This window comes from Succinimonas amylolytica DSM 2873 (assembly GCF_000378405.1).
Lineage (GTDB): Bacteria > Pseudomonadota > Gammaproteobacteria > Enterobacterales > Succinivibrionaceae > Succinimonas > Succinimonas amylolytica.
The window spans coordinates 382,003-404,557 of sequence record NZ_KB899637.1; the positions used below are offsets into that span (position 1 = coordinate 382,003).

Genomic DNA, 22,555 nt, shown 5'->3' on the forward strand with positions numbered 1-22,555 from the left:
ATGCTATGTCAGAATACAGTGTAAATTTAACAGATACGTTCAGTGATGCCCTGAAAAACTGTCCCAGCAGGATACGGGGGAGCTTTGCCGGAATTTGTAACACCCTCAGAAATATTGAGGACAAAGAGCTTCAAAAATATCGCAGCAGTGATGACAATGCTGCTGGAATTGAGCTTTACACTATGCCGGCCGGAGATAATCTCTCCTATGAATTTCTGGCCGGAAAAATCTCCTGTGCTTTTATTCTTATTTACATCGGTTCATCTGATGATGTCAGAAAATGGCGTACCGGATACAGGATCATCTGGAATTCCGATATTCAGGAGCTTCAGATCTCCAAGACCTTCAAGCTGGCCGGGATTGCACAGAAACATCAGAAAGCAGCTCCGGAACCAGAACCGGATTCGGAAGCTGTTTTCGCAAGGGCAGAAGAAGAATGTAAATCAGATCTGCTCAGAAATCTTTCGGATGAAGATCTTTCCAGACTGGGGGTTCCAGGGGATCAGTTTGATCTGGTACGGAGTTTTGTATCTCTCACAGAGCTTCAGAAGTACGAAGATGTTTTTGCAGATGGCGTGTTTGAACGTCTCCGGGATATTATTACCGGATCGGACACGGCGGAGAACATAATTTTCGAGATTCGGCAGTCTCTTGTAAAAGATACGGACATCAACAATCAGATCAGCGGGAATCCTCAGGCAAGACGTCATATTTGCAGCTGTGATGATCCTGTTATCAGCGCTTTTTTCAGTTCCAGTGATGCTGAGAATTTTGATAAATGGACAGCTTTTCTGCATCCTTCACAGACAAAGTATGTTACCAGAAGCTTCAAAGGGCCTTTCAAACTTACCGGAGGTGCCGGTACAGGCAAGACCGTGGTGGCCCTGCACAGAATGAAGTGGCTGTCAGGTAAATATGATAAAACCAAAATTCTTTATCTGACATTTACCAATGCGCTTTCAGACAATATATCAGTTCTTAAAAGAAAAATAGGATGCCATTCATCACTTTGCGAGAACAAAAACATTAATTCTCTCCTGAAAGCCTTGGGGCAGAAGTACGATCTCATTAACCGCAATACAGTAATTCTCTATCGCAACGAAGAACGTAAGAATCTTATGAATGAAGCCATGAGCCGTGTGCAGTTCAGCCTTGGAAAAACTGCATCCTTTCTTCTGGAGGAATACGATCAGGTTATTCTGGCCAACGGTATTGAATCAGAGAGGGATTATTTTAAAGCGCGAAGAACAGGGCGCGGCTCTGAAAAGATTAGTCGTCTCGACAAGGCAGAAATCTGGGAGGTTATTGAGAAATATAATGAGATTAAATCCAACAGGAATTTTATAGACCCTCTGGAACTCTATACTTTGGTTACAGAGAAGCTGGAAGAATGCAGTTCCGGTATGAAACCTTACCAGCATGTTATAGTTGACGAATTTCAGGATTTGGGAAATGTAGAACTTAAGTTTGTCAGAGCATTGGTGCCACAGGGCGAGAATGATATTTTCCTGGTGGGAGATCCCTACCAGAAAATCTATTCCGGTATCCGGATAAACTTTTCCAAATGCGGCATTGATATTCGCGGACAATCCCGGCAGCTCAAAATTAACTACCGTACAACAGATGAAATACGTGAAAAAGCTGTTTCGGTGGTCAAAACACTGCAGATTGATGACGGAAATGATGGTACGGAGTCCCTTAAGGGATATTTTTCTGTAATGCACGGCGATCGTCCCAGGTATATGTTTTATAGAACCCAGGAGCAGGAATACAGCCACATTGTTGAAACCATGAAGGAGTTACTGGCATCTGACGATTACCGCAAATGGGCTATCTGCGTGACCACTCCTTTCAGGCAAAATGTTCCGATAATCACAGAGATGCTTGAAAACATGGGAATTACAGTAGATCCTGATGACAGAAAGAAGGGGAACGGTATTAAACCGGGACATGTATATGTTAAGACCATGCATGAGGTTAAGGGATTGGAATTCGGCGCGGTTTTGGTTTCCGGAATATCGTCCAATAAGATGGGCTATTCCAAAAATCAGGGCCCTGAAGAACAGAGGCAGGAGTCGGAAAAGTTTCGCTCTCTGGTTTATGTAGCTCTTACCAGAGCTGTCAGGTTCGCTGAAATTACAGGTCATGGCAGCAATCCATATGAAGGTTTTGATGTAAACTGATGGCAGTTATTAGGATGTCCTTCTTTGTTTGGTCTGGCTTTTCAGAGATGAGGAGGGAGCCGGCATCGTCGTTTCATTGCCTTTTTTTATGGCGTGTCGATGCCCAGATAATATGTCCATCTTTTGCTCAATCGCTTTGTCCCTGTCTATTCCTTTAGAGAACCAAAAAGTACTTGAAAAGGGATCAGTTTAATACTTCCCACAGAAAATAACGGTGAAGAAATGGAAGAATACTCTTGAAGTTTGAAGAAATGGTACTACAATCGCTTCTTAACATTGAATAAACGGTAGTAAACTATAATCGCAACTTTGAAGAAATGGAATAACAAGCTTCAGGGAGACAGGATGTTTAAAAGAAAGGCTCTGGAAAAGTTAAAATACTGGAAAGAAAAAAAAGCTCCAAAGTATGCTGCGCTTTTGGAAGGAGCCAGACGTGTCGGAAAATCAACCATTGCCGAAGAATTCGCAAAACAGGAGTACAGAACGTACATAAAAGTTGATTTTGCCAACATAACTCGAGATATCCTTGATTTATTCGATGACATCGCGAATCTGGATATTTTCTTCCTTAGATTGCAAATGTCAATGGGAGTAAAACTGCATAGAAGGGAATCTGTTATTATATTTGACGAAATACAGCTTAGGCCAAAAGTGCGTCAGGCTGTAAAATACTTAGTTGCTGATGGAAGATATGATTATATTGAGACCGGATCACTGCTTAGCATAAAAAAGAATGTCAGGGATATTGTTATTCCATCAGAGGAAATGAGAATACAGATATATCCCATGGACTATGAAGAATTTATGTGGGCCATCGGAAATGATACCTATAGTGTATTAAGGGATTTATATAAGCTTGGAAAACCGATTGGAAATTCATTAAATAGAAAGCAGATGAGGGATTTCAGAATATACATGGCGGTAGGAGGAATGCCGCAGGCCGTGGAAGCCTATGTGGAAGGGAGGACTTTTACAGAAATTGATGAAGTGAAGAAAGAAATTATAAATCTGTATAAGGATGATTTCTTTAAAATTGATGGTACAGGGTTAATCGGAAGAATGTATGATTCTGTTCCAGCTCAGCTAGCTACGGATAAACGAAGCTATGTTATTTCGGCAGCTACAGGCAAAAAGAAGATTGACAGGGATTTAGAGCGTTTGCATGATTTGCTGGATTCAAAAACTGTACTATCATGCCACAATGTATTTAATCCGGGTATTGCGCTGCCTCAAACGAAAGATAATGATACATTCAAATTATATTTGGCTGATACAGGGCTTTTTACTACGATAATTTTTAACTCGTCAGGAAAGACTGATGAAGATATCTATAAGAAATTATTAAGTGATTCGCTTCCTGCAGATTTAGGATATCTGTATGAGAATGCTGTTGCTCAGATAATCGCCGGATCAGATAGAGATCTTTATTATCATACCGGGGAGAAAGAAAACAGTTCTCATTATTACGAAATTGATTTTCTGCTTGCCTCAAAAACAAAAATTGTTCCGATTGAGGTAAAATCGTCCGGAATTGGTAAACATGAATCGATCACTGTATTTCAGAAGAAATATTCCCAGTATGCAGCAAATGGTATACTGTTATCTCAAAAAGATATAAACAGCGTAGGAATGCTGAAATTATATCCAATTTACATGTTGCCATTTATCGTGGAAGAATTATAGTTCACTAAGAATGATTAGCTGACAGCAGTGCTTTTGCAGAATTTTTATTGCAGCTGCCGATGACTCTCAGAGTCTGTCCTTTTTTGCTGTTTTTCATATGCCATGGTTACTTCGTTGGGGGACAATTTTTTTATCTGCATCCCCCCTTTGTTTGGGCACTGGAGAGCAGCGACAGGAGCTCAGCGTCATCTGCAGCAGGGCTGAGCAGCGGGGCGCTGTTCCCAGGAAGTGGCAGGCAGTGAACTCCGGTAAAAAAAGACGGTTGCTGCCAGAGTGCTATTCCTGCAGAGAAGGCAGTGAAGCAGCAGTTTTATTTAGCAGGGAAACAGTGTTATTAGCAAGACATTCCCCGTTGTCTGGGATAACCTGCATAAGTATCAGATTCTTTTGAAGAATTAGCTGAGTTTTTCAATAAGACACTTATGCTCTTTAGTTTTCGAATCGTAATTAATGCCTATAAGCAGTACATCGTTCGGATAATCCCCCTCACGATATCTGCTGAAATATTCTTTTTCCTTAATCTGGTTTATCGCAGCCACGGCACTGCTGTCATACTTGAATTCGATAAGCAGTATTGGCAAGGAGATATTGTTTTTCGGAAAGTAGACGAGATCGGCGCTTCCCTTGCCTGACTGCAGCTCCCGGAAGCATTCATAATCTCTTTCTGTGCACCACATAAGTCCTGCTATCACGCAGAATACCAAAGCTTCTTCCCTGTTGTAGCCAAGCAGCGACACGTTGGGAGAATTATGGATGCTAGATATAATCCCGGCAACTTTATCGCTGTCCAGAGCCTGGATGGCAGTAAATAGTTCCAGGGAACGCTCAATAACCGGCATGGAGTTATACCATGACTGAGTCTTTACAATTGCAGTGAGAGCGGTTCTGATTTCCTGATTCGGAACATATGCCAGCCGGTAGTTACCGCCGCCATCCTCGCACCCCAGATATCCCAGGCACACCAGAAGACAGAATATGTCGTCCCTGCTTTTGATGGTAATCATGTCGTTTTCAAAATTACTGCAGTCGAACTTATATTTTCCTCCGGCAATAAGGTTCAGAATATCTTCCTTGATACCGTCAAAGTTCATATTGACGAGACGTACAACCTCTTCATTTGATGATGTTCCGCTCCAGTAGCTTATACATTCATTTCTGCTTACTGCTTTAGAGACGGAATTAGGGTTGTATATGTCGATACCTCTGATTTTATAGCCTTCATACCATTTCTTTAATTCCTGACTGGATATGCGGCATTTAGGAGAATTTACAATTTCCGCAACTTCGTCTTCGGTAAAACCGAAGTAGCAGGCAAAATCGCCGGGTGCGAGCATGTTGTATTCATCAAAGGTGTTCAAAGCAGACTGGGAGTTGTATTTCTTGATTGGCAGAATACCGGTGAGGTAGGCCAGAGCAAAATTGGACTGACCTTTTTTGCCCTTAAACAATCCTCTTAAAAAATCAATAAAGGATTCCTGCAGCACTGTATCATTGCAATAATCCCTGTAAATCAGATCCCACTCATCCATAATAAGAATGAATTTTTTCTTCGTGTAATCTGATATGACTTTTAATGCCGATGACAGATTTTTCTTACCTACTTTTCTGCTCTTGCTGAACAGTTTTTCATAGGTCTCATTTTCCTTCAGTTCTTCGATTACTGAGTACTGCAGATAATCAACAATCGTAGTAATTCCTTTAATATGCAGATCTTCGTCTTCTGTGTAGGCGATGTAATCATCTCTGATGGAGTTCATGTCGATGTAAATAACATCATATTTGTTCAGATGTTCGGCAAAGCTGTCATTTCCGGAAATTTTTAGCTCGCTAAAAATTTTCTGGCCATTGTAGGCTTTTGAATAGTAGGCCAGAAGCATATCTGCGGTGACGGTTTTTCCGAATCTGCGGGGGCGGGTCACAGCCAGCAGCTTTCCATCAGTATTAAGAAGAGCGTTGGTCTGGGCGATAAAATCGGTTTTATCAACAAATATCCTGGTATTCCTTGCTTCGGCAAGCTCAATAAAAGAATTGCCTGCGACAGGATTTATGATATCCCCCATAAGTTAACCTCCCCCAGACTTTCATGACTCCATTATTCTAACATGATACAGATTTTTGATCCGTGATAGACGAATTTAAAAGAAGCATCTGTCAAATCTTTGCATTCTGCTATCCCCTTTAATGCCTGTACAGGGGGTGTTCAGCACTTGTCTGACGCTGATTCACAAAGTATTAAACCGGAAAGCTTTTTATGTCATTGATTTTTACATTCTGTTATATCTCTCTCTTTCTCTCTCCAAAAATTTCTCCGGCCGTGAGCGCGCAGTCATACCGTCCTGATCTTCTGCCCTTTTTAAAGGGGGAGATTAGCTCCAGCTGTATTTACTTTCAGGATCCGGCCGTATCCCCCCGGCTTTCCCCCGTATCATTCTTGCTGATATTTTCGGCTGGTATTTTTTAATCCTTATGATCTTCAGTGGTGTCTCTTGTTGCTCAAAATTTGTACAGATACTGATAAACAAAGGGCTTGCGGCATGGTGGTAATGAAAATCTTTATTAGTTTTTGCTAATTCTGGTTAACAGGTGCTAACAAAAGTGTTATCTTTGTCGCGTTTTTTTTGCCGGTGTTCTTGCCGGGAGAAACTGTGTCATGGATTTTTTGTGAGAAAACTGCAGTTCATCTGACATGGTCCCGAACGGAAGCTGGCAGTGCCGTTTTGTTTGGAGATTAAGACGTTATGTTCGGGAATTCAAAAACCTTTAGATTTGTTATGACGACACTGGCCGCCTCCGTGGCGGTATCTGCCGGCGCTGACGAAGGTGCGGAGCAGTATGATTTTGAGCTGGATACCATAAGTGTTACTGCTAACAAATACAGTCAGAATATGGTTTCTCTGAGCGGTCAGGCAGCAGCACGCTGAGGGCGGAAACCGCCTTTACCGCCCATTTCCCGGTATATGATGAATCGGGAGATCTCCGCTATTCAGATGTGGCGCAGGTGATTGCCGGATGCGACAGAAACCTTGACGGAGGGATTTATCTGAATGGACAGCTTTTTTATGATCGCTATAGTTCATACCGTGATGATTATGGCCTGACTTTTGCCCTGAGCCAGAAATATTTTAATGATTCTCTGAATGTTGGCATAAACGCTCTTTACGGCCGTGAGAATGAGCATTCGGTGGAAGTGTTTGCCGAATATGCCGTCAGCGACAGTCTGAGCATGAATATCAGGGGGTACTGGATAGGGGGCGGCCCCGCCTACGGAATGTACCGGTCCTACGACCGTAACGATTATGCGGAGCTCGGCTTTAAATACTATCTCTAGGCAGGCGCATTTTTTCAGGCGCTTTTTTCACGCCGCTTTTTTCAGGTTTCATGCAGCTTCTTTTCAGGCATTCCTCTGGCTGGAATCATCTCAGCTGTTTTTCTCTTAGGACGTGCCGGAGATTCCGGTTTCCGGTCAGGATCTGCTCTGAGACCGGGCCGGTTCTTATCCTGAAATCCTGAATGCTGCGTGATATGCCAAATTTCTTCTGAAAGCCAGGTGAAACCGCCAGGAAACAGGATAAAATGCTATGAGGATCTGTTCGCGAACCATGAATTTTTGGGCCATGACTGAAGGCTTCCTGTGCAGCATTCAGTATACAGCGCCCCTCGCGGCACCGGAATGCGGTTTTGCTAAGGCGCAGCATTTTTCCGGAGCGGCGTTTTTACACGGAGGATTAAACATGACTGGTTTTTGCAGCACGGACGCCGGGACTTCCGTATCCGGTGCGGGCGGTGTTTCTCTTCAGGAGGTGGCGGCCTTTATAGCCGAGTATCTCCGGATTCCGGAGTTCCCGGATCCGAGCTATAACGGACTTCAGGTGGAGGGGGAACGCTCCCGGGTTTCCCGGATTGTCACTGGGGTAACCGCAAATGTTGCGCTTTTTGAGGAGGCGCGATCCCGGGGGGCCGATCTGGTCATGACCCATCACGGGCTGTTCTGGAAGGGGGGCGATCCCCGCATTACCGGAGTTCTGGCACGCCGGGTACGGACACTTTCGGGAATGTCTCTCATCGCCTGTCACCTCCCTCTGGATGCGCATCCGGAAATCGGCAACAACGTTCTTCTGGTAAAAATGCTGGGAGCGAAAAATCTGGGATATCTCACCGGCAGGCCTCAGGGAATCACTGTTCTGGCGGAATTTGACACTCCGGCGCATCCGGAGGCGCTCCGGAGGCTTATTTCGCAGGAGCTCGGCCGGGAGCCCCTGGTCATGGGCCCCGCAGACAGACCGGTCAGAAAAATCGCTGTCTGTTCCGGAGGCGGCGGTTTTGTGCTGGAGGAAGCCCTGCCTCCGGATCTGGACGCGCTTCTTACCGGAGAGGTTCACGAGCAGCATTTTCACCTGGCCCGGGAGCTGGGCATCACCGTTTTTGCCGCCGGCCATCATGCTACGGAAAAATGCGGCATCAGGGCTCTTGGAGATGTGGTGGCCTCCCGTTTCGGAATCACGGCCGAATTTGTTGATATTCCGAGTCCGCTCTAGTGCTTTACCGGGATCTGCGGCATTCTGACCGCTCCCCTGCGGCGTAATTTCAGACTCCCGGCTTCCGGTTTCGGCCGGGGGCCGAACGGGCCTCCGGATTCCCGGCTGGGTTTTTTATTTGCCTGATGGAGTTTTTCTGGCAGTCCTGTATAATGCACTCGGTGCATTTTGAAGGGATTTCTTTTTTTACAGAGAAGGTAGCAGCTGATGATGAGCGGAACCATGCCTGCCCCCAGTATTGAAGCCTGGCAGGAATATCTTGGTAAGGTCAATCCGAATGTAATTAAGCTCGGTCTGGAAAGGGTGCGGCATGTGGCTGCCGTGCTGGGCGTGGATACTGTGGGCGAGGATGTCAGGGTTGTTACCGTGGCCGGCACTAACGGCAAGGGATCCACTGCCGCCATGCTGGCCGCCATTCTGGAAAACGCCGGCTATCGTACCGGTCTCTATACTTCCCCCCATATCAGAACCTTTAATGAGCGGATCGTCTACGGCGGGGTCATGGCTTCTGACGATGATCTTATCGAAGCCTTCGAAGCCGTATATACCGCCATGGATGACGATCATGAGCTGACATTCTTTGAATTCACCACGCTGGCGGCCCTGTATATTTTCCGAAACCGGCTCTGTAACGTGCTGGTGCTGGAGGTCGGACTGGGCGGCCGGCTGGATGCGGTCAATATTCTGGATGCCGATATTGCCCTGATTCCCAGTATCGGTCTGGATCACTGCCAGATACTGGGCAGCACCCTGAAGGAAATTGCCTATGAAAAGGCCGGCATTATCAAGGATCATACGGTAGCGGTGGTTACCGGGGAGCTTCCCGAGGTCTGCCGGAATGAGATTGGCTCCCAGGCGGCACAGCACGAGGCGGCGCTCCATATCGTCGGAAAGAATCTTAAGATCCGCACTGTCGATGCCACTCATTTTGATTTCCTGGCTCCTATCGAAATACTGAATCTGGAGGTTCCCGCACTGCCGCTGATAAATGCTCCGCTGTCGGTGGCGGCTGCTTTGCTGCTCAGGCTGGTGTTTAAATTCGGCATTTCGGACTCCGATATCCGGGCAGGACTCCGCAATGCCACGCTGCACGGCCGGCTGGAGAAAATCTCCGCCAGTCCGGACGTGCTTATTGATGTGGCCCACAATCCCCCGGCCGCCCGTTATCTCGCCCGGTATCTTAATCTGAATTCCAGACCCCGCAATGCCGTAATCGGGATGCTGAAGGACAAGGATATTGAAAACACGCTGAGGGAATACACGGATCTGAACCTCTTCGAGCATTATTATGTATGTTCTCTGCCCGGAGAACGCGGCGCCCAGGGATATCTTCTGGAGGATAAGCTTACGGCACTGGGAATTCCCCGGTACCGGATACAGACCTTCGATACAGCCGCCCAGGCTTACAGGGCCGCTCTGGCAGAGCTTCCTGTGGACAGTGAGCTTCTGGTGACCGGATCCTTCATTACCGTGGAGGAGGTTCTGAAAAGCATTGATGAAAATCAGGTCTGGCATGCGGCAGGAAAGCAGGAGGTAGCTTAATGTCAAACAAAATAGCCAAGGTTGTCATTGGTTTTTTGGTAATTACCGGTGCCACTGCCTATATCCTTCCGATTCTGTATCCTGATGACGGTCAGGATCCCCTCCCGCTGGATGTAAGAGCGGCTTATATCAGAAGTCAGTCGGCAGCTGCCACCCATACCGCTGCTGCCGCAAAAGGAGAGCAGGGGAAGGACGATGATGACGGCAATTTGTCTGATACCGAGTTTGCCGGTAATGAGCCTCTGGGCTATATGGATGGTGAAGAGGATGGCTACGGGGGCCTCCTGGACGAGAACGGAGCTCCGGCCCCGGCCGACAGCAGTGGGAACCGGGTGGTTTCCGGCGTGGTGGTTGGCGGGGATGCTGAAAGCTCCCGCTCCGGTTTTGTAAATAACCCCACTGCTACCGGATCCACTCCGGCTGAGGCGGCCCGGGCTCACAAGGAAAACCGGGAAAGAGATCTGGCTCTGAGAGTGGAAAGAGATCGTCAGGCCCGGGAGCAAAGTCTTCTGGAGGCCCAGAAGAAGGCTGAGCAGGATCGCCTGAAGCAGGAGGCCCAGAAAAAGGCCGAGCAGGATCGCCTGAAGCAGGAGGCCCAGAAGAAGGCCGAGCAGGATCGCCTGAAGCAGGAGGCCCAGAAGAAGGCCGAGCAGGATCGCCTGAAGCAGGAGGCCCAGAAGAAGGCCGAGCAGGATCGCCTGAAGCAGGAGGCCCAGAAGAAGGCCGAGCAGGATCGCCTGAAGCAGGAAGCTCAGAAGAAGGCTGAACAGGAGAAAAGGGCCGCTCCGGCAAAGGGCGGGGATGCCATTCCCGGAGGCCGGTATCTTCAGATCGGCGTGTTCAGTACCATGGCTCAGGCCGAGGCAGCGAGACAGCGTCTTAAGAATCAGAAGATCCGGATCAGCAAGGACAGTTCCATAAAGCCGGGGTTCGGCTACAAGATTGATACCGTGTCCCGTCCCGGACAGTATGTCCTTCTGGTGGGACCGACCACCGGAGACAAGGTGCTTAATGAAATCAAGCCCCTGGTGGGCAGCGGCTCCTTTGTGGTTTCGCGTTAGAGTGAGTACTTAAGAGTTCTCAGGGGCTTTCATGAAAAGAGACCGGAAGGAGACTTCCGGTCTTTCCTGTTACTGGAGGACTGTTTATGCCGCAGCGGACGGAAGGCTCAGCGTCTTCCTTCGTCTCCCCTAAAAGCTGTGAACGGCCCTTTACGGGATTTCCGTCATGCGGGGCCTCGCTCTCCTAGCCTTCCATACTGTCCTTCAGCCGGTTAAACATGTCGCACCCCTCCAGATCTCCCAGATGGCAGCTTTTGCCGTAATAGTGTTTTGCCTGCCGGAGATCCGGATCCACTCCGTTGCCCCTGTAGTAGATGGTGCCTGCCGCGTAGCAGCCGCTGCCGTCTCTCAGGTTGCAGGATTTTTCAAAAAGCTGCTTTGCTTCCTGGTAGTCCTGTTCGGTTTCGCTGTTTCCGGTAAAGTAGATAAGCCCCAGATCGAAGCAGCCGTGGCTGTTGTCAAGGTAGCAGGACTTTTCAAAAAGCTCCATAGCCTGCCGGAGATCCTGGCCGTCTACGCCTTCCCGTCCTTCGGAATGAAGAATTCCCAGGGCCCAGCACCCCTGGCCGTTTTCCTGAGAGCAGGCTTTTTCAAAATAATCTCGGGCAGACCGGTATTTATTCTCCTCATAGGCCAGGTGCCCGAGAGCATAGCATTTACTGCCGTTACCGGAATAGCACTGCTCTTCAAAGGAACGGAAATCCTGAAATCCGGTAGCTGCGTCCGGGGCCGGGAGTCTGATATCAGAGGCCGGTGCGGCGGTGCTGGCTGTTAGTGACAGCAAGACTGCCAGCGAAGATAAAAGAGAAAACTGTCTGAACATAATACCCTCCTGGAATGTCCGTTCTTCGGATTTCAAAAGAAAAGCCGGTTCTGTCTGTGGTGCGCTGTTCTGTCCGGGGCTGTATCTGCAGTTTCAGCGGAAAATTTCAGCCGCTTCTTTCGGATTCTGAACCGGGACACTGTTACTACCGGCTCTGCAGCACTGACACCGGTAAAACGCCTGAAATCTGAAAAGGTTACAGAGGCTCCGGGACCGCCGGCAGTGTGCCAGACCAGAGAGCAGCCGGATACCAGAATACTGGAGCCAGGAAACAGACAGTAAAGCTGGCGGTTTTCGGGACATTTTATAAAGGCAGGGACACCAGGCAGACCTCAGGAAAAAGAAGGGGCGGAAACCAGAACAGGAGGGATGATCCTGCTGAACCTGGCAAGTTGTAGTTTACAGTTTTTCCTCTTTGTGAAAGAATTCCTGCACCTGAGGGAATCCCTTTTTCTTCTTTTTGCGGAACCGGCTCCCGGCATGTTTTCCGGCACATATTCTTAAAGGATCATGAAAGCAGTGATTCCCTGATACCGGAGTCTGGCGGCAGAGTATTCCGGGAGTCCGGATGGTGTCAGGATTAGGAGCAGTGCCTGCCTGACGGTGCTTATTGCGGAATTCTGCCAGTATTAATAATGGAGAACAGTCTTTTGAAAATTATCCTGAAGTTTTTGATACTGATCGTGTGCGCGCTGGTATTTGCCGAGGTCAGTATGTTTTATGACAATAATTACAGCCCGGAGGCCAAAGCCCTGAAAAGGCTTGAGGAAAGCTGTGATCAGAAGGACGCTGCAGCCTGTCTGGAGCTGGGAGATAAATACAGACACAGGTCTTCCCGCCTTAGTGCTGACGTTCTCGAGAAGGTGTATGCGTACGTTCGGAAGGCCTGCGAATACGGCAGCGGCGAGGGCTGTGTCAGAATCGGGGCGCGATACCGTGTGGGAGATGAGCTTCCCCAGGATTTTAATCTGGCGCGGGAGTATCTTCAGAAAGGCTGCGATACCGGCGCTCCGGACGGCTGTGCCGTTCTTGGCCATCTGTATATGAACGGAGACGGGGTGCCCCGGGAGCCGGAGACGGCCCGCAGGTATTATCAGAAATCCTGTGATGGGGGGAGCGGACTGGGATGCTATTCTCTGGGGCGGATTTACCTCGCAAATGATTTCGATGACGCCGGTATCAGCATTAAGGATCTGTTTCTGAAGGCCTGTGCCTCTCAGATTCTGGATTCCTGCGAGATTGTGCGAAAACTTGCTGAAGAGGAGCGTTTTATGAAGCAGGAGCCGCAGCTTTCCGGCTCCTCTGAAAACGTAGCGGACAGTGCCGGCGGTTCTGACAGGGAAGCTGCTCAGGATGCTTTAGAAGGGAGCAAGGACAAATGATTGACGTATCAGGGCTGAGAAGAGTTTATGCCGAGGGCGGGCTTTCCCGGGAGGATCTTACCGGGGAACCCATGGATCTGTTCGAAAAATGGCTCCGGCAGGCCATTGATTCCGGAATGCCGGATCCTACCGGCATGGTGGTAAGTACCGTGGACGGGGAGGGGCAGCCCTCCAGCAGAATGGTGCTGCTTAAAAACTATGACCGGAAAAGCCTGGTGTTTTTCACCAACTACGGTTCCCGGAAAGCCTTGCAGCTTCTTAACAATCCCCGGGTGGCGATACTTTTTCCCTGGTTTATGCTGGAGCGGCAGGTGGCCTTTCTGGGACATGCCGAAAAGCTTACCCCTGTTGAAGTGGTGAAGTATTTCACCTCCCGTCCCCGGGATTCCCAGATCGGCGCCTGGACGTCGCACCAGTCTTCCAGAATCAGTGCCCGGGCTGCGCTGGAAAGCAAGTTCATGGAGCTTAAGCAGAAGTTCAGCAAGGGGGAGATTCCGGTGCCTACCTTCTGGGGCGGTTTTCGGGTTTTCTTTCATAGCGTGGAATTCTGGCAGGGGAGACCCAGCAGACTGCATGACCGTTTCATCTATGAAAGAAACGCTGCCGGCGGCTGGGATATCAGCAGACTGGCCCCGTAGGCTTCTGCCGAAAGAGCCTTTCGCTTTTCTTCTACGGCTCCCGCAGCATTTCCAGAGCTTCCCGGTTCCCGGCTGCAGCCGCCTTAAGGCGGTTAATCAGGGCATAGCGCTCCCGGCTGTCGGGATGAGTCTTTTCGAAATCCCGGAGCAGATCCGGGGAGAGCGCTTCCCGTTTTCTGAAGGCCTCGTAAACCTGGAGATCTGCTCCGGAAAGACTGATCCCGGACGGTTCTCCCGGGGTTCCGCTCATAAAGCTTCCTGCCGGTACCGGCTCCCGCAGCATTTCCCGGCGGAGGGTGTCCGTCCGGGCGGCGAGAGCGGAATTTTCAGAACGGCCGTTCAGATCCCTGAGCTTTTCCCTGTAGAATTCCCGGGGATCCGGATCCTGGAGGATTCCGGGAGCCGGAACTGTCTGCTCCGGAGGGGTAACCGCAGCTCCGGAGGAAAGTCCGGATTCCGGAGTCCCTTCCGGCTGCGGGAGCCCGGCAAGGTTTTCCCGGCCGATGCCGAGTGCCTCCCGAACCAGCCTCCAGCCCTCTACCGGAGATTTTTCGTTAAGAGCGGTCAGGGAGGCTGCCGCATAGGCCTGAGAACGATCCGGCAGAAGAGATTTCATGAGGGGCATAAGCTCCTCGGTACGCCGGGAGAGACTCACATCGGCGGAGTTAAGCTCCATAAGGCGTTTCATAACTGCCGGATTCCGGGAGACAAACCGGCTTACGGTGCCGCCGTCGAAGCGGTTTTCGGCTCCGAAGGATGACTTTTCGGAACGGAGTCCGGAAAGCTCCTCCCGCGCCTGCACGGCCTTCCGGGCGCTTTTCTGGAGCGTGCGGGCGGCAGATGCGGAGATTCCCTGCACTGCGCTTTCGGAAACGCCCCGGGCGATATCCCGGGATACGGCTTCGCTGTAGGAGGTCTTAAGCTCCGAGCTCCGGGAGGCTGATTCCAGTTCGCCGGCCAGACGGGCTATCTGGCTCTGCTTTCCGGCACCGGATCCCCGGGACAGCGACATGGAGGCCAGGCTTCCGAAATCGGCAGCTGTTCCCGAGAGCATTAATCCCAGAGCGCCGCGCACGGCATGGGTTTCCGCCTGCGTGAGGCCGATCCGCTCCCCGATTTCCCGGCTCTTCCCGTTAATGATTCCGGCGGCTTCGGATGAGGAGGCGGCGATGCTTTCTCCCGTGCTCTGGATTGTGCTCGCGGTTACGGAACGGCTTCTGGATGAGGCCCGGGCGTTTTCCAGGCTTTCCTGAAAGGACTCTTCCGCGGATCGGGCCTGTACTGTCGCGCTGGATACTGCCTTGTCCAGAGTTCCGGAGAACGACACCGCCGGCAGGAAGCTCTGGCCGCCGGACAGCACCCCGCCCGAGAGCCGGCCCATTTCCATTACCGGAGACTGCGCTACCAGGGCGGGGGAGCTGGCGGATTCCGGAGCCAGTACCTGGCTCCGGAGATGCTCCCGCCCGGCCAGGCGGCCGGTAAACGACTGGAGGCTCTGCGTTCCGCCGTACAGGACCAGGGTGGCCAGCACCGGAATCCCGGCCGCCAGCATGCCTCCGGTTCCCAGATATGATGCCGCCGTCTCATGGATTTCCGCCAGTCCCTCCCAGCTTTCGGGAGGGACGGCCATGGCGGAAAGCGCCTTTCTGCTGCTCATCAGTATGTAAAGATTGACCACGGCCAGAAGCGGCTGCCAGAGCTGGATCCAGACCATGAGAAGCAGGTAGCGTCCCAGGAGAGCAAGTCCTCCGGTTCCCAGAAGCAGCACAAAGCACATGAAAGGCGAGATGGCATAGGCCAGGGCCTCGAAGAAGGTCAGAAACGGCCTTACGGAGTTAAAGAACATGCTTTCTTCTGCGGCCAGCTCCGCATTCCGGGACTGAATAGCGTCCGACAGCATTACCGCAGCGCTGAAGGCATGCTCGTCCTGGTACTTTTCCCGTGCGGCCTCCCGGTACAGAGGCAGAAGCACCGCCGCCAGCATATAGTTACTGACGCTGACTCCGGCCTGTCCCAGCGCATCCAGAGCATTCCGGACATCCGTAACCCCGGAGCCGTCCCCGGAAAGATCAGGACTGCCGCTGTTTGCCGCGGCGCTCCGGAGCCTGTTTATGAAAAAAGGCATGTAGACATGTCCGGAATAGCTCTTTAGCTCTTCATGGGCTTCACGGCAGGTAAGATTGTGCATACCGGTTCCGGTGTCCACGGCAGTGCCGTAGATATCGGACAGAAATGCCGTGCCGGAGATGACGTTTTTGGCCTGAAAGATCTGGTCCGGAGTCAGGGCGCCGATATCAATTCCCACCAGGGTGCATTCCCGGAAATAGTTTTTCCAGGATTCTGCAAAGGAGCCCCGGCCGCCGGGGGCATCGGCCAGAAGCCGGGCCTTGCCGATGACCTCCCGGAGCCGGTAGAGGATAGTCAGGGAGTTGGCAAAGCCCCTCTTTTCGGCCTCGGGCACCTGAAAGGCGGTTTCGAACACGGCGGCGGTTTTTCTGCCCAGACCGGAGACTATTCCTCCGGCGGCGGCCATCCCCAGAGGAACCCCGGAAACCGGATACACTCTTCCGGAATAGACATCGTGAATTGCCACGTCGGCCCGGGGCACGAAGAACAGGAGGTACATGAGAAAAACCATGAGAAGCTGTCCGAAGGAAATGCCGCTGCCCCGGAGGCTGCCCAGAAAGCCCTGCAGCAGCACGGCCAGTACCAGAGCGATGGCGGCCAGGGATCCGGTAATTCCGGAGCTGAAAATCATTCCGGTGCCGTTCAGCACGGATTTCAGGAATGCCGCATCCCCGATGCTGTAGATTGTCCAAACGCTCATGAATTCCTCCTGTATTCAGGGAGTCCGGTGCTGTAATTTCCGTCAGGCGGCTTTTTGAAAGCCGGTCTCATTGCGGGGGATTGAATCACAGATTTTTTTAGGAACCGTAAAATAAGCCATTGAGTACTGGATCGGGAATCCCGTCCGGGCCTGATTTTCTGGGGCGGGACAGTGTTACGGAATTTTTGCGGCAGCGGTGCAGATTTCCGGAACTATTCCAGCCGTGCCGCAAAGCTGCTTTTTCTCTCTGCTGTTTTGGGGAGACTGGTAGCGGCAGTTCCCCGCCAGTCCGGAGTTCTGTTTTTCGGGATGGTATTTACTCAGGCCGGATGACGTGTATAATGCGCTGGTTTTAGGAGCCTGCCGGAGGCGCTGCCCCGAGCCGGCTGGAAATGGCCCCGGAAAACCGTCCTGGAAGCGCAGCTATGTTTTTTAAAGTCCGTAATATGAAAAAAGAAAAAGCGATTATGTTTGCCGTAACCCCGGAGCTTTATTTTGCTCTGGGGGTTCTCCTGGTAAACATCACTTCGATAGAGCCAGATACCTACGATTTTCTGGTTTATGAAGACGGCCTTACGGACGAACAGAAGGATTTCCTGAAGAAACTGGTCCGGAATCGCATAGTCTTTGTGCACTACAGCTATGCTGACTGGTGCCGGGAGCATGGAATGGATCCGGAGGCGCAGTCGCTGCCCCAGACAAAGGCACTGGTGCGCTATTCGCATCTTAACTTTTCAAAGCACAAGATATTTCAGGCTCTGGCAGAGTACCGGAGAATTCTGTACCTTGACGTCGACATGCTGGTGCTTGGCAGTCTGGAGGATCTGTTTTCCAGGAAGGGGGTGGTTGCCGCCCGCGGGGGGCTCTTTCTGGAAAGCTTTAAGCGCATGATGGGGGAGAAGCTGTACAGCACAGTGGATCTTTCGTGCGTTACTGACAAGATGTTCATGATTAATGGCGGCCTCTTCTATGCGGACGACAGCTGTGACTACGAGGCCCTGTATGCCACAGCAGTGGCTTTCATTTCCCAGTGTCTTATGTACGAGCCCCCCAAAACCGGTCTGGACGAATTTGCGTTCATGTATACCTGCTATGCCAATTCCGTAACTCCGGAGCTTCTGATAAGGGATACGTATAACACCCGTTTTTTTCAGTGCGGGCAGCGGCCTCTTATTGTTCACTTTCAGGGCGGGGCGGAATGCAAGCCCTGGAGCAAGTCAGACAAATGGCAGCTTGTTTATCCTGAATGGTACAGCTATTATCAGAGATGGACTTTGGCGGGAGGTGAGCCTTACGGGCCGGGGATTCAGCTCAGTCTCAAAAAGAACCTGATAATATCGTATCTGGCAAACAGTGCCTTTGTGAAGGTTCTGAGCATCATTAATTTTCATGATTATCCCGGATTAAGGTACTGCGGTCCTGATAATTCCGCTCCCGATATATTTAATTTTTTGCTTGCCGGGAATGCTGTCTATATTAAGGTTCAGGTCGACAAGTATCCTAAATTCAATTACGTTCTGGGCCTGAAGACACATGCCAAATGCGATCTTCTGGATACCGTGTTTACGGACAGAATAAATGACCTGGCTGACAGAAATTCCTTATTCGCCGTCAAGTTTGCCAGGGATTCCATCCACCTTTATACCGCTGCCGTCCCCGAGGATGAGCTGGGGAGCACGTTCCGCTATTTCCATAATGCCGTGACCGCGCTGAGGTAGTGCCTGCAGCTCCCTGATACCGGAATACCCTGCGGCGGGGGCTGGTCCGGGGAATCAGAAAGAGCGGCATACCGGAAAGCGGTGAGGATCCCAATAACAGTGCCGGTGCCGGACGATTTTTTTGAAAAATGGTTTTGCGGCTTCTGCCAGGAGCGGCATAATGCAGATAACAGACAGAAACAAGGAAGATATAGCAATGGATACTCTGAATGAAAACAAGGATTCCGGGAGCAAAGCATCCTCTCAGCCGGACGAGATCCTTAAACAGATGGAAGACATGGAGAGCACTCTCCCCAAAAGCCTAAGAACCCGGAAGGCCTGTTTCAGATACCTCATGGACGGAGATATCCTTAAGCAGCTTGCCGGAGCGGTGGCGGGCCGTTTTCTGGGCAGGGATGCCGGAGCGGTAACCGAACGCCTGAAATTCGGATTCAGAATGATCCGCGGGAAAAAGGCTATTAAGTTTGATGCGGTATGCGTGGCCGGCAGTACTCTGGTCGGAGTGGTTATGGCCGCCTCCGATGCTGCAGCCGAAAAGTACTACTCCTCCTACTGGGAGCTTCTTTTCAGACACCGGGAGGAGGTCGCGTTAGAGCTGGGAATTCCGGAAATCAGCGTCTGCATTCCGGTTATTTTTACCGAGAACAGCGGTATTGCGGATCCTGACCGGTGGGTCTGGATGTTTCAGATGTTTCCGCATGACGTTTTAAGCGGAAGGGTTACCGGAGAAGCGAATCCCCGGGGACTGAATGCGCTCATCATCGATTTTGGAAAACTCCGGGAGCTGGTAAAGGAACCCCGGCAGGAGATTTTTCTGGAACACTTCAGCGCCAGTCTGCTGACCGTCATCTCAAAATACCCTGATGATTCTCCGGAAGCTTCGGGAACCAGTGCTGATACGGATGGGGAAGTTTCTGCCTGATTCCGGAGCAGTTATCGAAATACCGGATCGCGTTAGGTGCCAGCCCGGATCTTCCGGGAATGGCGGGCCGGAACCGGATCCGGGAATTTTTTTGCCGCATATCTTTCTTCGTGCGGAAGCAGATACTAGCTTCGATGTTATTTCCGGGGCATCATTCGCTGTGTTTTTCCTGATATGATGGTCTCTGGAATGTCCGGTTTATACGGGGCCGGATCTTACGGGAGACTTTATGAAAACCGTTACCATTATTACCGCCATAGTGCTTGCCGGAACAGCGGTCATGGCACTTTTTCTGATGTTAAATACCCGCGCCCGGGCTCATGAAGAACCGGCTGCCAGACTGTCCTTTCACTCCTTTGACGGCGGCGGGCCGGTGTATCGTGTGCAGCTGGATTCTGACATTGTCGCGGTAACCGAGAACAGACGCTACCATCATCCGGATCATGCGAAAATGCGGGGGGCCGGTTACGACAAAATATTCATTTTTACCGGTAAGAAGCCCGGTGAGACCGTGCTGCTGGTTACGGAGGAGATGCAGCACGGAAATCCCCGTACGAGGCACACTGAGCATCTTTACAGGATTACGGTTTCTGAGGATCTCCGGGTAACCATCAGAGCTCTTCCGGAGGATAGCCGTGTAAAAGTTCCGCAAACTGACACTCCTGACCGCTCCGTCCCGCCCGTCAGCCCCTCTCATGACTGAAATTTAAGGAAATACGAGGCTCCCCGGGATCTGCCAGCGCCCGGGCGGTGTCTGTAATCCGGCGGGGAAACTGATTCTGAACCTGCACCGGAGGAAATTCCCCGCCGCGCCTTCAGCACAAAGCTGTGCCGGCTCCCATGCCGTTCCTCTGATAAAAGCCTCGCACTGCCAGCGCTGCAGCATGACGCCCCTGTTATCACAGAACCTTCCTGATGAGCTTTACGGGATCGTAAACAGGGATTTTTTCTCATCCATGGGAAGACTGTGCCGTGATGGCGGACTTCCTTCAGGAGCCTCTCCCGGTGGTATTGCCGTAAATGACCGGTTCTCTCACTGTCGGTTCGTGCAGATCCGGCCTGTTTTGCTGCCTTTGCCGCATGTTGTCAGAAAATAATTATGCCTCTGTCAGAGAACGTGGAAAACTGCCGCTCCCAGAACGGTTTGGCAACTGTAGCCCGGGGTTTCCTGGAAACCTCCTCTTGCGGAACCTGCTGTTCAGATGCTATTGCCTGTTCCGGCGATCCTCGCACAGCCTTCCCGTCTCCTTCTGCTATTCAATTTCTGCTCCCGCAGGTGACCGCACTTGATTTCCGGCCGGGCGCTGCAGGGAAATTTGCGTTTGATCATATTTTTCTTGCATGGTTCCTGATTATTGTTTAATATTGGAATCGCCTACTAGGTAAATGGGTGAAAAATTGACCATTTTCTGCCGTTACGGCTCCGGTTCCGGAATCAGGAAGCACCTTCGCCGGGCAGAACATAGGAGCAGGGCTGGAGCCTGAAGACAGGAAATAGCTGGAGATGGACGCAAGACATGGCAACTGATGTTTATGTATCGGCGACGCTGAGAATGTTTACCGGCCGGGAGCCGGTAGTGGAGGCAGCAGGATCGTCGGTCGGCGAGGTTCTGAAAGATGTGGCCGCAAGTCATGAGGATATTCGGAGAATCCTGTTTGCGGATGAGGGACGGCTGCGGAATTTTGTACGGGTCTTTGTAAATGATACGGAGATCCGCGGCCTTAAGGGACTGGATACTCCGATACAGTCCGGCGATACCGTTTACCTGATTCCCGCTGTGGCCGGTGGTGCTTCCGGAAAGAACACACCTCTCATTCCGGCCGAGAGATCGGGGGCGGTGGAGTTCAGCGACAGGGATCTGGAGCGCTATTCAGGACACTTCCTTCTCAGGGAGGCCGGTGTCAAGGGACAGAAGCGCATCAGGGCAGCCCGGGTGCTGATTGCCGGAATAGGCCCCCTGGGTGCCGAAGTGTCAACAGTGCTGGCTTCAGCCGGAGTTGGCACTCTGGGACTCTGGGATCACCGGAAGACAGAGCTTCCCGATATCAAGAATCTCATTGCCTTTACCGAAAGAGATCTGAAGCGTCCCCGGACTGCCGTGATAAAGGATCGTATAAGAAACATCTGCCGTGAAACTGCCGTCAGCGTTTTTGATTACGAAATCTCCCCGGACAATGCCCAGGAAACGGTAACCGGCTATGACCTGGTAATCGACTGCACCGACAATTTCAAGAGCCGCTACCTTGTCAACGATGCGTGTTTCTTTGCCGGGGTTCCCTATGTATTTGCCTCGCTTTATCAGACCGAAGGACGGATTACGGTGTTTAAAAATGACTGGTCAACCCAGACTCCCTGCCTGAGATGTCTGTTTCCGGAACCTCCTGAAAGAAATCTGGTGCCCACCTGTTCCCAGACCGGAATATGGAGCGGACTGCCATCGATTATCGGAGGCTATGCAGCCTGCGAGGCTCTCAAGCTCATTACCGGTTCCGGAATCACGCTGGAGGGACGGCTGCTGTCCGTGGATCCCCTGAACCTGACCTCCCGGCTGTTTCATGTGGACAGAAACTGCAGCTGCGCGCTCTGCGGCGAAAGCCCGAGCGTCAGAAGCGTTCAGGCAGTGGACTATGATGACTTCTGCAATCTCCGGGAGCCTGCCAATGTGCCGCCAGTGGAGAGCATTACCGTGGAGGATCTGGTACGCCGGATTGAAAATCACGAGCCTCTTACTCTGGTGGATGTCCGGGAGCCTCATGAGAGAGCGGTGCACAGGTTCCGTCAGGCCATTCCCATACCTATCGGGCAGCTGGCCCGCCGCAAGGGGGAGCTGAATCCTGCCGTGGATACGATATTTCTCTGCAAGGAGGGGAAGCGCAGCATCCTTGCCATCAACACCCTCCGGGAGGCCTCCTATACCGGTCCGATGTTTAACCTGAAGGGCGGTCTGGATGCCGCGAAGGATATCGTGTTCTCCAACGAAGCCGGCTGGCTGTAGACCTGAAAGATTTTTTGAGCCTTGTTCCGGTATTTTCCTTGCGGGAGATACCGGGAGGGGACTTTATTACGATTAGCCATATCAGGATAATCGTGTTATTTATAGCTATTATTATTTGAGGTACTTTTTATGTCAGAGAATGTTTCTGTCAACGCTTTAGGCAAAAAGGCGGCCTATAATCTGGCCGACATTGCCAAGACCCGCCCGCAGTTTGGCTCCATTACTCCGAAGTGGACCACCAGATT

General features: G+C 51.2%; 17 protein-coding genes and 1 pseudogene. 14 read left to right on the forward strand and 4 right to left on the reverse strand.

Going from position 1 to position 22,555, the window contains the following annotated elements:
• Positions 1-5: 5 nt before the first annotated feature.
• Both F557_RS0111135 and F557_RS0111140 read left to right on the forward strand, forming a co-directional pair.
• Complete coding sequence (locus tag F557_RS0111135; protein WP_019002302.1) at positions 6-2,183, forward strand: UvrD-helicase domain-containing protein; 2,178 nt, start codon at positions 6-8, stop codon at positions 2,181-2,183.
• Between the two features lie 345 nt (positions 2,184-2,528).
• Positions 2,529-3,866, forward strand: coding sequence for an ATP-binding protein (locus F557_RS0111140; RefSeq protein WP_019002303.1), 1,338 nt, complete (start codon positions 2,529-2,531; stop codon positions 3,864-3,866).
• 395 nt (positions 3,867-4,261) lie between these two features.
• Here the strand turns inward: F557_RS0111140 and F557_RS0111150 are convergent, their stop codons facing one another.
• Positions 4,262-5,926: an AAA family ATPase gene (locus tag F557_RS0111150; protein WP_019002305.1), complete on the reverse strand. Its 1,665-nt coding sequence runs from the start codon at positions 5,924-5,926 to the stop codon at positions 4,262-4,264.
• 678 nt (positions 5,927-6,604) lie between these two features.
• Between F557_RS0111150 and F557_RS0111160 the strand changes: the two genes are divergently transcribed.
• The 5 genes from F557_RS0111160 to F557_RS21325 all read left to right on the forward strand — a co-directional run bounded on the left by F557_RS0111160 (position 6,605) and on the right by F557_RS21325 (position 11,004).
• On the forward strand, positions 6,605-6,787 hold the full coding sequence (locus F557_RS0111160; protein ID WP_019002307.1) for a hypothetical protein: 183 nt from the start codon (positions 6,605-6,607) through the stop codon (positions 6,785-6,787).
• Between the two features lie 68 nt (positions 6,788-6,855).
• Positions 6,856-7,194, forward strand: a complete 339-nt coding sequence (locus F557_RS0111165; RefSeq protein WP_019002308.1) for a hypothetical protein — start codon at positions 6,856-6,858, stop codon at positions 7,192-7,194.
• 403 nt (positions 7,195-7,597) lie between these two features.
• Positions 7,598-8,401 (forward strand): Nif3-like dinuclear metal center hexameric protein, encoded by an 804-nt coding sequence (locus F557_RS0111175; RefSeq protein WP_044143427.1) that lies wholly within the window; start codon positions 7,598-7,600, stop codon positions 8,399-8,401.
• A 207-nt stretch (positions 8,402-8,608) separates the two neighbouring features.
• Positions 8,609-9,943 carry a bifunctional folylpolyglutamate synthase/dihydrofolate synthase gene (locus F557_RS19725; RefSeq protein ID WP_245539404.1) on the forward strand — a complete coding sequence of 445 codons (1,335 nt, stop codon included), beginning with the start codon at positions 8,609-8,611 and terminating at the stop codon, positions 9,941-9,943.
• Complete coding sequence (locus tag F557_RS21325) at positions 9,943-11,004, forward strand: SPOR domain-containing protein (RefSeq protein WP_019002313.1); 1,062 nt, start codon at positions 9,943-9,945, stop codon at positions 11,002-11,004. Before F557_RS19725 ends, F557_RS21325 begins: the two co-directional genes overlap by 1 nt.
• 184 nt (positions 11,005-11,188) lie before the next feature.
• On the opposite strand, the gene F557_RS19735 is transcribed toward F557_RS21325, so the two are convergent.
• Positions 11,189-11,827 carry a tetratricopeptide repeat protein gene (locus F557_RS19735; RefSeq protein WP_019002315.1) on the reverse strand — a complete coding sequence of 213 codons (639 nt, stop codon included), beginning with the start codon at positions 11,825-11,827 and terminating at the stop codon, positions 11,189-11,191.
• A gap of 650 nt (positions 11,828-12,477) precedes the next feature.
• Between F557_RS19735 and F557_RS21330 the strand changes: the two genes are divergently transcribed.
• Both F557_RS21330 and pdxH read left to right on the forward strand, forming a co-directional pair.
• The gene (locus tag F557_RS21330) at positions 12,478-13,209 is read left to right on the forward strand and encodes a tetratricopeptide repeat protein (protein WP_169335192.1); all 732 of its coding nucleotides are present in this window, start codon (positions 12,478-12,480) and stop codon (positions 13,207-13,209) included.
• The gene (pdxH, locus tag F557_RS0111225) at positions 13,206-13,847 is read left to right on the forward strand and encodes a pyridoxamine 5'-phosphate oxidase (protein ID WP_019002319.1); all 642 of its coding nucleotides are present in this window, start codon (positions 13,206-13,208) and stop codon (positions 13,845-13,847) included. The genes F557_RS21330 and pdxH overlap by 4 nt, the downstream gene beginning before the upstream one ends.
• Positions 13,848-13,878: 31 nt before the next feature.
• Here the strand turns inward: pdxH and F557_RS0111230 are convergent, their stop codons facing one another.
• On the reverse strand, positions 13,879-16,674 hold the full coding sequence (locus F557_RS0111230) for a conjugal transfer protein TraG N-terminal domain-containing protein (RefSeq protein ID WP_026297882.1): 2,796 nt from the start codon (positions 16,672-16,674) through the stop codon (positions 13,879-13,881).
• A gap of 171 nt (positions 16,675-16,845) precedes the next feature.
• On the opposite strand from F557_RS0111230, the gene F557_RS22305 reads away from it, so the two are divergent.
• From F557_RS22305 to F557_RS0111255, 4 genes are all read left to right on the forward strand, one after another.
• Entirely contained in the window at positions 16,846-17,007 is a 162-nt protein-coding gene (locus F557_RS22305) for a hypothetical protein (protein ID WP_019002320.1), read from the forward strand.
• Positions 17,008-17,099: 92 nt separating this feature from the next.
• Positions 17,100-18,392 (forward strand): glycosyltransferase, encoded by a 1,293-nt coding sequence (locus F557_RS0111240; protein ID WP_169335193.1) that lies wholly within the window; start codon positions 17,100-17,102, stop codon positions 18,390-18,392.
• Positions 18,393-18,552: 160 nt separating this feature from the next.
• Positions 18,553-19,314 (forward strand): hypothetical protein, encoded by a 762-nt coding sequence (locus tag F557_RS0111245; RefSeq protein WP_019002322.1) that lies wholly within the window; start codon positions 18,553-18,555, stop codon positions 19,312-19,314.
• Between the two features lie 229 nt (positions 19,315-19,543).
• Complete coding sequence (locus F557_RS0111255) at positions 19,544-20,017, forward strand: hypothetical protein (protein ID WP_019002324.1); 474 nt, start codon at positions 19,544-19,546, stop codon at positions 20,015-20,017.
• Between the two features lie 712 nt (positions 20,018-20,729).
• On the opposite strand, the pseudogene F557_RS23660 reads toward F557_RS0111255, so the two are convergent.
• Positions 20,730-20,897, reverse strand: a pseudogene (locus tag F557_RS23660) (hypothetical protein); the annotation flags it as partial.
• Between F557_RS23660 and F557_RS0111275 the strand changes: the two are divergent.
• Positions 20,832-22,310, forward strand: coding sequence for a ThiF family adenylyltransferase (locus F557_RS0111275; protein ID WP_019002328.1), 1,479 nt, complete (start codon positions 20,832-20,834; stop codon positions 22,308-22,310). The pseudogene F557_RS23660 and the gene F557_RS0111275 sit on opposite strands and share 66 nt — an antisense overlap.
• Positions 22,311-22,555: the final 245 nt, after the last annotated feature.

Bases quoted from the DNA above. Each gene is read 5' to 3' on its own strand.
- F557_RS0111135 (WP_019002302.1), top strand. From the start codon at position 6: ATGTCAGAATACAGTGTAAATTTAACAGATACGTTCAGTGATGCCCTG.
- F557_RS0111140 (WP_019002303.1), top strand. From the start codon at position 2,529: ATGTTTAAAAGAAAGGCTCTGGAAAAGTTAAAATACTGGAAAGAAAAA.
- F557_RS0111150 (WP_019002305.1), bottom strand. From the start codon at position 5,926: ATGGGGGATATCATAAATCCTGTCGCAGGCAATTCTTTTATTGAGCTT.
- F557_RS0111160 (WP_019002307.1), top strand. From the start codon at position 6,605: ATGTTCGGGAATTCAAAAACCTTTAGATTTGTTATGACGACACTGGCC.
- F557_RS0111175 (WP_044143427.1), top strand. From the start codon at position 7,598: ATGACTGGTTTTTGCAGCACGGACGCCGGGACTTCCGTATCCGGTGCG.
- F557_RS19725 (WP_245539404.1), top strand. From the start codon at position 8,609: ATGATGAGCGGAACCATGCCTGCCCCCAGTATTGAAGCCTGGCAGGAA.
- F557_RS21325 (WP_019002313.1), top strand. From the start codon at position 9,943: ATGTCAAACAAAATAGCCAAGGTTGTCATTGGTTTTTTGGTAATTACC.
- F557_RS19735 (WP_019002315.1), bottom strand. From the start codon at position 11,827: ATGTTCAGACAGTTTTCTCTTTTATCTTCGCTGGCAGTCTTGCTGTCA.
- pdxH (WP_019002319.1), top strand. From the start codon at position 13,206: ATGATTGACGTATCAGGGCTGAGAAGAGTTTATGCCGAGGGCGGGCTT.
- F557_RS0111230 (WP_026297882.1), bottom strand. From the start codon at position 16,674: ATGAGCGTTTGGACAATCTACAGCATCGGGGATGCGGCATTCCTGAAA.
- F557_RS0111240 (WP_169335193.1), top strand. From the start codon at position 17,100: ATGTTTTTTAAAGTCCGTAATATGAAAAAAGAAAAAGCGATTATGTTT.
- F557_RS0111245 (WP_019002322.1), top strand. From the start codon at position 18,553: ATGCAGATAACAGACAGAAACAAGGAAGATATAGCAATGGATACTCTG.
- F557_RS0111255 (WP_019002324.1), top strand. From the start codon at position 19,544: ATGAAAACCGTTACCATTATTACCGCCATAGTGCTTGCCGGAACAGCG.
- F557_RS0111275 (WP_019002328.1), top strand. From the start codon at position 20,832: ATGGCAACTGATGTTTATGTATCGGCGACGCTGAGAATGTTTACCGGC.